General features: G+C 50.9%; 7 protein-coding genes. 3 read left to right on the top strand and 4 right to left on the bottom strand.

Going from position 1 to position 11851, the window contains the following annotated elements; genetic code table 11:
- Window positions 1–234 precede the first annotated feature (234 nt).
- The 4 genes from galK to HQ41_RS03660 form a co-directional block, all read right to left on the bottom strand.
- The gene (gene galK, locus HQ41_RS03675; protein ID WP_044188057.1) at window positions 235–1383 is read right to left on the bottom strand and encodes a galactokinase; all 1149 of its coding nucleotides are present in this window, start codon (window positions 1381–1383) and stop codon (window positions 235–237) included.
- 109 nt (window positions 1384–1492) lie between these two features.
- Window positions 1493–2800 carry an MFS transporter gene (locus tag HQ41_RS03670; RefSeq protein WP_044188055.1) on the bottom strand — a complete coding sequence of 436 codons (1308 nt, stop codon included), beginning with the start codon at window positions 2798–2800 and terminating at the stop codon, window positions 1493–1495.
- Window positions 2801–2854: 54 nt separating this feature from the next.
- Window positions 2855–3922 (bottom strand): aldose epimerase family protein, encoded by a 1068-nt coding sequence (locus HQ41_RS03665; RefSeq protein WP_044188053.1) that lies wholly within the window; start codon window positions 3920–3922, stop codon window positions 2855–2857.
- Window positions 3923–4116: 194 nt separating this feature from the next.
- Entirely contained in the window at window positions 4117–6114 is a 1998-nt protein-coding gene (locus tag HQ41_RS03660; protein WP_044188051.1) for a DUF4954 family protein, read from the bottom strand.
- 965 nt (window positions 6115–7079) lie between these two features.
- Between HQ41_RS03660 and HQ41_RS03655 the strand changes: the two genes are divergently transcribed.
- Genes HQ41_RS03655 through HQ41_RS03645 form a run of 3 tightly spaced genes read left to right on the top strand, consistent with a single transcriptional unit; the run spans window position 7080 to window position 11670 of the window.
- Window positions 7080–9044 carry an amylo-alpha-1,6-glucosidase gene (locus HQ41_RS03655; RefSeq protein WP_044188049.1) on the top strand — a complete coding sequence of 655 codons (1965 nt, stop codon included), beginning with the start codon at window positions 7080–7082 and terminating at the stop codon, window positions 9042–9044.
- A 2-nt stretch (window positions 9045–9046) separates the two neighbouring features.
- Window positions 9047–10306 carry a glycosyltransferase family 4 protein gene (locus HQ41_RS03650; RefSeq protein WP_044188047.1) on the top strand — a complete coding sequence of 420 codons (1260 nt, stop codon included), beginning with the start codon at window positions 9047–9049 and terminating at the stop codon, window positions 10304–10306.
- A 14-nt stretch (window positions 10307–10320) separates the two neighbouring features.
- Window positions 10321–11670, top strand: a complete 1350-nt coding sequence (locus HQ41_RS03645) for a glycoside hydrolase family 57 protein (RefSeq protein ID WP_044188045.1) — start codon at window positions 10321–10323, stop codon at window positions 11668–11670.
- The last annotated feature ends 181 nt before the right edge of the window (window positions 11671–11851 follow it).

Raw genomic sequence — 11851 nt, 5'->3', positions numbered from 1 at the left:
GGAGCTTGTTCGGTTGGTTTGGTTGCCATGTCGATACAGTTAATTACATATTAAAGATAGTAATAATCAGAGATATATACGACGTTTCTAACCGAAAAGCGGCAAAATGCCGTGCAACGGTCTCCGTAGGAGAGTAAGTGCAAACTCAAAAAGTGAGAGCCACACGCCAAGCTCAATGACTATTGATTGAGCCTGATGTGTGGCCTCTGTATAGAGGATAAGTCCTCGGCTATTCTAGTCTAGACGACGTGCTCCGTCGGAGATCACTACGTCGTAGAACTTAGGCTCTCTGCCGTACTTGGCCATGTAGCGAGCCTTAGTCTCTGCCTTGAACTTATCGTACAGCTCGTCTTTGACTAGGTTGATCGTACAGCCACCGAAGCCACCACCCATTACACGAGAGCCTGTTACGCCCATCTCCTTGGCAAGGTCGTTGAGGAAGTCAAGCTCCTCACAGCTTACCTCGTAGAGCTTGCTCATGCCGTGGTGCGTTTCGTACATCTTCTGTCCTACCGTTTCGTAGTCGCCACGCTCTAGAGCAGCACATACGTCTAGTACACGCTGCACTTCGCCGATCACATACTCCGAACGTATGTAGCCTTCGGCAGAGATTTCGCCCTTCACTTCGTCAAGCTGAGCCATAGAGGCGTCACGCAGGAACTTCACCTCGGGGTAACGCTTGGCGATAGCAGCTACAGCAGCCTCGCAGCTCTCACGACGCTTGTTGTAGGCAGAGCTGGCAAGCTCGTGCTTGACCACAGAGTCTACAAGTAGCAGACGGTAGCCAACGGGCTTGAATGGGAAGTATTCGTACTCAAGGTTCTTGCAGTCTAGACGAATGAGATGGCCTTCCTTGCCGAAGACAGAGGCGAACTGGTCCATGATACCGCACTTCACGCCTACATAGTTGTGCTCGGTAGCCTGACCAATCTTAGCAAGCTCAAACTTGTCGATGCCAAGGTTGAATAGCTCATTGAGTGCAAAAGCGAACGTGCTCTCTAGCGCTGCCGACGAGCTCATGCCTGCTCCTAGAGGCACATCCCCAGCAAATACAGTGTCGAAGCCACCGATCTTGTGTCCACGCTTCTGAATCTCACGCGCTACACCGAAGACGTAGCGTGCCCAGCTCTGCTCGGGAGCATCAGACTCCTCGAGACCGAACTCTGCGCTCTCGCCTAGGTCTAGGGCGTATGCACGAATCTTATCTGTGCCATTTAGGCGAATCTCGGCATACATAGCCTTGTCTACGGCACCGGGGAATACGAATGCACCATTGTAGTCAGTGTGTTCACCGATTAGGTTGATGCGACCGGGTGAGGTGTAGAGAACGCCAGCCTCGCCATATAGCTCGGCGAACTTGCTTCTAATTTTTGCTGTATCCATTTGATTGTTCTTTTAAGTTGTTTGCGGTTTATCGAAAAGTAAGCTGGCGAATGGCTGAGCGACTCAGCCATTCGCCAGCTTACTTGATTTATTCTTCGTCAATCGACCACTAAGGCAGTTGCTTTACCTTGTAACCTACTAGAGCGTAGTAGAGCAGATAGATTTCGCCAACTACTACGATTGCCCAAGTCCACTGCCAGCCACCGATGAAGTCTACAGCTACAGCCTGTACGAGAGGTAGGACAGCGCCACCGACTACACCCATCATCAGCGCTCCAGTACCAGCAGAGGTGTATTTGCCGAGCTTGTCGATAGCGAGCGAGAAGATGGCAGGCCACATGATTGAGTGGAAGAGTCCAGCACCAACCATAATCCAAGGGTTATTCGTCACCATACCAGCAGCCACAAGGATCCCGGCAGCTGCAGAGGTTACCACGAGCTGTGTATTGGCGCTGATCTTGCTAAGGAAGCTACCAAGTAGACGTCCTACGAGCAGACCACCCCAGTAGAGAGAGGTCATAGTAGCAGCAGTAGATACGTCGAATCCGCTATCCTTGGCGTAGAGTGTGATGTTGGCACCAACGGCTACCTCTACACCTACATACATGAAGATAGCTACCACACCAAGGGCGAGGTGAGAGAAGCTCCAAACGCTCTTCTCAAGTACTTCGCCTTCCTTCTTCTCGGCGCTAGCGATACTGGGCAGATGGATCTTGCCAAGGGCTACGATGATCAGAGCCACGAGTGCGATCAGAGCGAGGATGGGGACGTAGAGCGAAGTGATGTTGATGTCTAGACCACTCTTCTGCTGGAAGATCACATAGGCTACGAATAGAGGGCCAATGGTCGTCATCAGAGAGTTACCAGCTCCTGCGATGCTCTGGCGCTGTACAGCAGATGTTCCCTTAACGTCGCAAGCCACGAGATATGGATTCACCACAGCCTGCAGATACGTCAGAGCAGTACCAGCCACGAATGCAGCCACTAGGAATACGTAGTATGCCTTAGGCACCTCTACTGCTCCAGTGTAAACGAAAGCATCGCCTGCAGCCTTAGCCTCTGCGATTACACCTTCGAAGTGAGGCTTGTCGAATGTCTCAAATACATAGGCCGACAGCTCGTACAGACCGAAGGCTGCAATGAGGATGAATAGGCCGAAAACGAGCGACTTCTTATAGCCATTCTTGTCGATATAGCGATTGGTAAAAGGACCCATCACTAGATAGGCAAGGAAGAACGAGAAGTTGAGCATGTTGGTTAGTGTCGTGGTCATGCTCCCCCCCTTAATCAGATAGGCCGCTTGCATAGGCCCTTGGAACTGCTGATTGAGGTTCGTAATCAACCCAATCAGCGACATGAGCACCACCATGATGATAAACGGCATGAGGTAGCTCTGCTGCTGTTTTACTTGATTCATTTGTTTGAGTCTATTAAAGTTGTTGATCTTATATTTCTCCTCTTATGATAAACCTTACTCTTTGCAGGAGAATGCGAATACAGTTGTCGAGCGGAAGCGTTCTCCCGGGTTGAGGCGGGTTGAGGGATACTCTGGGCGGTTGGGGCTATCGGGGTAATGCTGTGTTTCCAGACAGAGAGCCGCACGAGCTGGGTAGCGAGCGTCATGTTTGCCTCGCATATTGCCACTCATCCAGTTGCCCGTGTAGAGCTGTACCCCCGGTTGGTCGGTGTAGACCTCCATCACTACCCCAGTCTTGGGTGAAGAGCAGCGAGCTGCGAAGCCGAGCTTGCCTAGAGGCTTGTCCAATATGAAGGTATGGTCGTAGCCACGTGCCCAAGTAAGCTGGTCGATAGGTGTATCGATGCGCTCGCCGATGAGGTGAGGTGTGCGGAAGTCGAATGGTGTCCCCTCGACTGCCTCTGGTTTGCCGTATGGGATAGCCGTGTCGTCGGTGGGCAGATACTCCTTGGCATTGATCTCTAGGGTATGGTCGTGTACGCTAGCATCACCGTCGCCCGAGAGGTTGAAGTAGGCGTGATTGGTTAGGTTGAGTACGGTGGGTTTGGTGGTCGTAGCCTCGTAGTCGATCGAGAGCTCGTTGTCGTCCGTGAGCGTGTAGGTCACCTGTACGGCAAGCTCTCCGGGATAGCCCTCCTCGCCGTCGGGTGAGGTATAGGTCATCACGACACGATTGGCCTCTTGCTCCACGATGTCCCAAACGACAGAGTTGAAGCCCTTGAGCCCTCCATGCAGTGCATTTGGCCCATTGTTGATGGCTAGACTATACTCTTGGCCGTCAATGGCAAACTTGGCATGGGCGATGCGGTTGGCATATCTACCGCATATTGCTCCGAAATAAGCCTCTTCGCTAGAGAGGTAGTCGGCTGTACTGTCATGCCCGATCACCACATCTACCCAGCCTTGTTTACTTGGCACTACCAGAGAAACCAGTTTAGCTCCCTGATTGATGAAATGTGCCTCTGCCCCTTGCTTATTGACAAGAGAAACCAGACGAACATCTCTGCCATCTACTACGGAGGCGAAAGCCTCTGCCTTTAGGTTTGCTTTATTGTTAGCCATTGCGTTTTATTTATTTCGGTTAGGTATTCGAGCTCTGTCAAGAGTACGAGTGCCCAAAATTGCGGTTCAAATATACAAAACATTTAGTTACTCGGTGGTGGATTTATCGGTTTAATTAATAATGTTAGTCGTACTCTAGCCAATTACACCACAGAGGCCCGACCGATGAGGGTTGGAGAGAAGCAAAAACTCTGTCATACACCGAGGCGCTCTCGTATGCTGTCTGCTAGGGTTTGTTTCGTCTTGATGTGCTCCAATACGCTTAGTACAAATGGATTGGTGTCGAATCCTCCTCGCACGCACTCGAAATCTGCCTCTCGGGTATCTGCACCTGCCGCTAGCCCAAAGCCTACTTTGATACTCATGGCAAACTCCTTCTTCGCATCTTCGTAGAGCATCTGATCAAGCTCTACTACACTGCGCTCCCATTCGTCTACAATGCGTCTAATGTCCTCACAGGTAATCTTGTCGGCCTCTAAGCCGAACCACTCAAGCATCTCCCGATAGGCCCACGGCCACTCAAGGTCGTAGTACTCTTGATGTAGACTAGATAGTGTGGTGTTGAGCTCGTCGAGGCTGGCGATCTGCCCTGCCTTGATGGCCTCTATCGTTTGCTCTATTTCTCTCTGGGGGACAAGCATACCGCATAGGTCTATCCAACGACCGAGGCCACGCTCACTTTGGGGAAGTAGGTGCGCACGCACCTCTGCATCGCTCCTGCATGGGCAGTTGCGCAGCCGATGGATCACAGAGTTGCCGAGGAACTTGACGATGGCGATGGCGTATAGTCTGATGCCCCGCTCGAGAGCTCGTTGGCGGATGCGCATATTGCGGTAAGCTATCTTGTGGTCTTCGGTGTTGCCTAGTAGCTGGCTTAGCTCCGAGAGTTGTCGATGAGCCTTGAGCATCTTGCCTACGGTATAGGGGCTAAGCAGGTTGAAGTTGATATTATCTAGCTTGTGGCTGTCGGTGCGCCGATCTCGCTCTGGCCATTTCTTGGCATCACGTATCGTGCCTACGCTTCGCAGGTTTACGCCCGGGACGAGAAAGGTTTCGTTGTGGTCCTCGATGAGGTAAGAGAATGGAAAGTCTGAGCTATCTACGTGATCTACATGTCGCCCCATCACTAGTGTAAATGGCCCAATATGTGAAGGCCAGAGAATATATGAGTCGCTAGTGGTTTTGGAGCCTCGCTCCACGATACCCTGATGTATCGGCCCGAGCTTGTAGAGATGATTGCTTTGGTTGGAGCCACTGCCTGCGTTCAGAAAGGAGTAGTAGCCAGCGATAAGCAGGCTAGACTTGTGCATACTGACGGTGTAGGGGCCTGCGAAGACGGCACAAGCCTCACCGTTCTCTCCTTGGCAGTTGGCGAAAAAGAGCGAGTCGTGAGCTGAGAAGAGGTGGCTAAGTCTAGAACCTTGACCGAGTAGGCAGTTGCTGATCGTAGCTCCGTCTAGGATACGGCTACCGGAGAGAATGATGAAGTTGATGCAGCTGACATTGTAGCCTATATGTACGGGAGCCTCTCTAGTGCTGATGATTGTACCCTCTCGTAGATGAGAAGCTCCCTCGATATGGGCGTATGCGCCGATATTGACATTTTCTATGTTGCGTACACAGCGCACTAGGGCATGCGCTCCTACCTCACCCCTATCGCTCGTGTGTGCCTCGGCTTCTCTCTGTGAGAGCTGTCTAAGCCTCTCAATAAGCTGTGTATCGTGGCGATAGAATGCCATTAGATAGGCCACTTGTGCCGATAGATTGTGCGAGATCCAAACCTCTCGTCCGCCAGTTTCGTTGAGCACCTCCACACCAAGACCATTGCCGAAGCTGGTCTTGCCACTGACAAAGAGCCGATCTACATTGACGATCGTGGCCCCCTCGCCTATGTTGTACCCCGATATATACTCATGTATGCGCTCTATCAAGACGTTGGGGCCTATGCTACAGTTGTGTAGGTGGGCGTGGTAGATGCCAGCGGGTTTGCAGACTCCTCCTGCAAGCTTGATCTGGCTGTCTAGGCGTGAGAGCCAGACATCTCCTGAGAAATGTACATCACGGCAGCGGTTGGTTTCGAAGCCATTGCTCACTAGGACACGTGACCAATCGTTGCATCGGCAGCCATTGCGCTCGAGATCTAGTATTTGGGTTGGCGTTAGAGGCTGATAGCGCTCGGTATAATACTTCATCATAGATTTGTTTGGGTTAGGCTGCTGAGAGCAGCAGACAGTTTCATGCTGACAAATGTACGGTAGATTGGACAAGTACTCTGCATGGTTGGTAGTATTTATTGGGGATGCCGTGAGGGTAATTAAAGGTAGTGGGTAGGGTTTTATGTTTTCTTTACGATTTCGGAGTAGGGTTGAGCTTGTTTCATTCCTTGAGTGCAAAAAAGATTGAACCTCGTATTTGCCCTCTAGAAGGCTCTAGATTGAGTCCGACCTCGTTTTGGCTCCTGCTCCCAGACAAACGAAAACGACCGCCCAAAACGAGGTTTTATTAATTGGTTTATAGCTAGGTATTTGTGTCTATTCTTTTAGTGGTTTTTATTCGTTTGTGGTGTGTTTCGGGGTATTTCTTCCCATTAATCCTTGAGGATTGGTGGGTGCATCTTGGCGAATTAGTCCACGGATTGTACCCAATTAGTCCTTCAATTTAAGGTAGGGATTCCGACGGCTTTTATAAATGACCTATTCTTTATGCAAATTTGAAGCTAATTCTTTTGCAATATTTAACGAAGATGTAGGCGAATGAGCGAGGTCTGCTTGCATCATTGTCTAGCAATAGTATTCGTTGGCTGGAGGGATTGGGTAATGTAGACATAGCCTTTCGCCAGTTGCTACCTTAGCTCTTCGTGCCTTGATGTGTGCTGATGTGTCTAGCATAGTCAATAGACAAAATAGATTAGGACACAGGTCCTTAGATAACCCATGTGATTGATGTGCTCTGGCAGGATTTGATGGTTGATTGGGCCAAGAGTGAATTTTGGTGCAGCCCCTTGTAATAAAGTTTAATTTTCAGTCAAAAGAATTATAGGAGTTGTCAAGTAATAATCGTAACTTAGCACGAAAATAAAGCTAAGAGGCTCAAGAAACATCAGATCCATCAATCGCTCGAGGGCCTCTGGCGTATCTTATTAGATCAAACACAGATTATGAGCTATCTAAAATTTGATAGACGCTTGATGTCTAATCTGGACGAATCTCTGCAGAGGGAGTATATCCGCACAAACCGTATGGGGGCATACTGCTGCTCAAGTATCGTGGGTTGCAATACACGCAAATATCATGGCGCACTAGTTATCCCAATACCGGAGCTAAGCCCGAACAACCACGTTTTGCTCTCTTCGCTAGATTTATCCATTGTGCAGCATGGCGTGCCCTTCAATATAGCAGTGCATGAGTATCGAGGCGACGTCTTTAGTCCTCTTGGTCACAAGTACATCAGAGAGTACAATGTCGATGTCGCTTCCTCTACGACCTACCGAGTGGGGGGGGTAATTCTCAAGCGAGAGTTCTTCCTTTGCCACTATGAGCATCGCATCATCTTCAAGTTTACTCTGCTGGAGGCACACAGTAAGACGAGCCTGCGCTTCTCACCACTCTTGGCCTTCAGAGATGTCAAGATGCTCACACATCGCAATGAGCAGATTGACGGCACGCTCCATGCGCTACGCCATGGGCAGGCGATTTGTCTATACCCCGGATACCCGAGGCTGTGTATGCAGCTCTCCAAAGAGCATGAGTTTCATTATGCTCCACACTGGAATGAAAATATCCTCTACCACAAAGAACGTGAGCGAGGCTATGAGCACACCGAGGATCTGTATGTACCCGGCTATTTCGAGTGTGTCATAGAGAAGGATCAACCCGTCTATTTCTCCGCGGGGATAGAGGAGGTGGATCCAGCACTCCTCCCCGAGATGTTCGCTAAGGAGTTTGAGGTGCGTATCCCTCGCCTAGACTTCCGCTCCTGTCTGCTTAGCTCGGCGCAGCAGTTCTACTACCGCCCCAATGAGCAGGACGGCTACTTGCTGGCTGGTTATCCTTGGTTTGGTGTGCGTGCTAGAGATTTATTTGTGGCGCTTCCCGGCTGCTCGATATACGCAGGTGCTCCAGAGCGTTACTATCGCATCATGGACACGGTGATCCCAGACCTCGATGACTTCATGAGTGGTAGGCATGCCTCGCCTCTGCTGACCCATCTCTCCGACCCCGATGTAGGACTGTGGGCCGTGTGGTGCGTACAGCAGTTCGCCCGTGTCTATGGGCGAGATGAGGCTCGTAGGCTATATGGAGCTTTTGTTAGTCGCCTTGTCCAGTACTATATGAGCAATACGCATAGTCAGATGCATCTAGAGGATACAGGGCTACTCTATGTCTATGCCAAGGGTCGCCCTATCAGCTGGATGGACGCCAAGCTCAATGGGTTGGCGGTTATCCAGAGAGAGGGGTATCTAGTCGAGCTCAATGCTCTATGGTACAATGCTCTGCTTTTCTACCGAGAGCTAAGGCCGCAAGAGTGGAATACCGAGCTGGACATCTTGCGTGAGCGCATAGAGCGCAACTTCAATGCCATTTTCGTCAATGAGCACGGCTACCTCTTCGACTACGTTACTCATCAAGCCGCCAAGGACTGGAGCGTCCGACCCAATATGATCTTCGCTGTGTCGCTACCCTATACCCCTCTGCCCCGTGCAGTGCAGCGTAGTGTCGTGGAGATTGTGACCCGAGAGCTACGCACGCCCAAGGGGCTACGCACTCTTAGCCCCAAGAGCGAGGGTTACCGAGCCAGATGTAGCGGATCGCAGCATGAGCGAGAGCTATCCTATTATAACGGTTCGGTTTGGTCGTGGCTATTGGGGGCTTACTTCGAGGCCTACCTCAAGATCTATGGCCGTGGGGCTCTATCGTATATCGAGCGCACCCTCATTGGTATGGAAGAGGAGGTACACGAGCACGGCGTAGGTACGATTAGTGAGCTCTTCGATGGTAATCCACCACATACAGGGCGTGGCGCTATCTCGTTGGCGATGAGCGTCGGCGAGATCATTCGCTCGCTTAGCCTGCTAGAGGAGGCAAAACAGAAATACGAGAATATGAACCCCATCAACAAATAAATATGAAAGCCTTAATGTTTGGGTGGGAATTTCCACCACACATTCTCGGGGGGCTTGGCACTGCCAGCTACGGACTAACCAAGGGAATGGCAGCTCAAGGCGATATGGATATTACCTTCGTGATACCCAAGCCCTCGGGTGAGGAGGACACGAGTTTCCTCTCTATCATTGGCGCTGGCAATACACCTGTGGTCTATCGAGATGTAGATCACGACTATCTAGTCAAGAGGTTAGGGCAGCGCATGAGTACCGATACCTATTATCGTCTGCGCAATCATATATATGCAGACTTTAGCCACAGACACACCGATGACTTGGGCTGTATCGAGTTCTCGGGGCGTTACCCAGACAATCTGCTCGAGGAGATTGACAACTACTCCATAGTCGCAGGCGTTATCGCTCGCAGCGAGTATTGCGATGTGATACATTCTCACGACTGGCTCACCTACCCAGCTGGTATCCATGCCAAGCAGATTACGGGTAAGCCTCTAGTGGTGCACGTACATGCTACCGACTTCGACCGCAGTAGAGGCAACGTGAACCCAAGTGTCTTCGCCATAGAGATGGACGGTATGAATCACGCCGACCACATCATCACCGTAAGTGAACTGACTCGCCGCACCGTAATCGAGAAGTACCACCAAGACCCTGCCAAGGTAACTACCGTGCACAATGCCGTGACGCCGCTCTCTCCCTCAATATTATCATTACCCAAAAAGGCTAGTGTTACCGAGAAGATTGTTACCTTCCTCGGTCGTATCACGATGCAGAAGGGGTGCGAATACTTCGTTGAGGCAACGGCTCGTGTGCTGGAACATACGAGTAATGTGCGCTTCATCATGGCAGGTAGTGGTGATATGATGGACGCCATGATTCGCCTAGTGGCCAAGTACAATATCGCAGACCGCTTTCACTTCACAGGCTTTATGAAAGGCCAGCAGGTGTACGAGGTCTTCAAGTCGAGCGATGTCTACGTGATGCCCTCGGTATCGGAGCCATTCGGGATCTCACCACTCGAGGCGATGCAGTGTGGCGTGCCCTCGATCATCTCTTACCAGAGCGGCTGTGCCGAGATCCTCAACTATGCCGTCAAGGTAGATTACTGGGACGTAGAGGCCATGGCCGACGCCATCTATGCCCTCATCACTTATCCCGAGATGCACCAGTTCCTCAAGGAGGAGGGACTACGGGAAGTCAATAGCCTCACATGGGAGGCTGCAGGACAGAAGGTGCGAGATATATACAATAGACTTACCAGATAGATCATCACAGCATTATGAAAAAGATTTGTTTGTGCTTCCAGATTCATCAGCCCTTGAGGCTAAGACGATACCGCTTCTTCGACATCGCTCGTGAGCATTATTACTACGACGAGTTTCAGAATATCGAGATCTTCCAGCGTATCGCAGACATCTGCTACCTACCAGCCAATAGAATGCTTCTAGATCTGCTACGCACTTACCCAGATTTCAAAGTCAGCTTCTCTATTTCTGGTCTAGCGATCGAGCAGATGGAGGTGCACAAGCCCGATTTGCTAGATAGCTTCCAAGAGCTTGTGGCCACTGGACGTGTCGAGATGCTAGCCACGCCGTATGCCTATTCGCTCAGTTCGCTTATAGATCCCGAGGAGTTTCGCGAGCAGATACAGGAGCAGCAAACCAAGCTAAGGGATCGCTTCGGGGCAGCTGCCTCTGAGGTGCTGTGCAATACTGAGCTGATCTATAGCGATGAGATAGCACATCTGGCTCGTAGCTTTGGCTTCAAGGGTATGATCACCGAGGGAGCCAAGCATGTGCTGGGCTGGAAGAGTCCCAACTACATCTATAGCTCTGTGGTCGAGCCTGAGCTCAAGCTCCTATTACGCAACTCTGGTCTGACAGAGTTGATCACGCAGGAGTTTAGCCGCTATGACTCGCCCGAGTACCCAGTCACGGCAGATAAGATGCTCAACCGAATTAAATGGTTGCCACAAGAGGAAGAGGTCGTCAATCTGTATATGAATTACGAGGTATTAGGAGGGCTCAATCGTGCCGAGTCTGGCATCTTCGATTTCTTCCGAGCTCTGCCTGCCCTATCCGGTCAGTACGAGGTGGGCTTTGCTCTGCCTAGCGAGCTTATCAAGAGCCACAAGGCAGTCGGCTCGCTTGAGGTAAGTAGCCCCATAAGCAGCTCGGGTGAAGCGAAGAGTACCAACGACTGGACTGGCAACGTCTTGCAGAAAGGCGTCCTAACTAAGCTCGCCGATATGGGAGAGCGTGTACGCCTGACCAAGGACAATCGCCTACGGCAGGACTGGAGGTATCTGCAGAGTGCAGACCACCTTTACTATATGAATACTGGTAGTAGCGGACGTGGCTTTAGTCCGTACAACTCGGCCTACGATGCCTTCAATAACTATATGAATGTCTTGAGCGACTTCAAGCTCCGCCTAGAGAAGGTCGCTCCGCAGGAGTTCGGTACCGATGAGATCAGTACCTATGAGCAGATGATCGACAAGCAGAACGAATACATCGAATCCCTAAAGAAGGAGATCGAGATCCTCAAGAGTCAGATCCCTGCCAAGGAGGCTCCCAAGGAAAAGAAACCTCGTGCAGTAGCCAAGCGCACCAAAAGCTCGGCGAAGTAGTCTATACCGACGGGGTTAATGCTTCAACAACAGTATCGGCTGTGCCAAGAGTGATGTCTTGGTACAGCCGTTCGTCCTTTTGGGAGACTATTGCGCAATGAACCCCTTCGCTGCTTCAGTTCTCTAGAGTCATTTTTTGCTACTTGAGGCAGTGTTTTTCAACTTGGGTATCCTCCCCCTT

The organism is Porphyromonas sp. COT-290 OH860, from assembly GCF_000768935.1.
Taxonomy (GTDB): Bacteria; Bacteroidota; Bacteroidia; order Bacteroidales; family Porphyromonadaceae; genus Porphyromonas.
The sequence above is the reverse complement of the archived record's forward strand: the minus strand, read 5'-3'. Positions and strand labels throughout refer to the sequence as shown.

Excerpts from the sequence above, each read along its gene's own strand:
- galK (WP_044188057.1), bottom strand. The coding sequence starts at position 1,383 with ATGGATACAGCAAAAATTAGAAGCAAGTTCGCCGAGCTATATGGCGAG.
- HQ41_RS03670 (WP_044188055.1), bottom strand. The coding sequence starts at position 2,800 with ATGAATCAAGTAAAACAGCAGCAGAGCTACCTCATGCCGTTTATCATC.
- HQ41_RS03665 (WP_044188053.1), bottom strand. The coding sequence starts at position 3,922 with ATGGCTAACAATAAAGCAAACCTAAAGGCAGAGGCTTTCGCCTCCGTA.
- HQ41_RS03650 (WP_044188047.1), top strand. The coding sequence starts at position 9,047 with ATGAAAGCCTTAATGTTTGGGTGGGAATTTCCACCACACATTCTCGGG.
- HQ41_RS03655 (WP_044188049.1), top strand. The coding sequence starts at position 7,080 with ATGAGCTATCTAAAATTTGATAGACGCTTGATGTCTAATCTGGACGAA.
- HQ41_RS03645 (WP_044188045.1), top strand. The coding sequence starts at position 10,321 with ATGAAAAAGATTTGTTTGTGCTTCCAGATTCATCAGCCCTTGAGGCTA.
- HQ41_RS03660 (WP_044188051.1), bottom strand. The coding sequence starts at position 6,114 with ATGAAGTATTATACCGAGCGCTATCAGCCTCTAACGCCAACCCAAATA.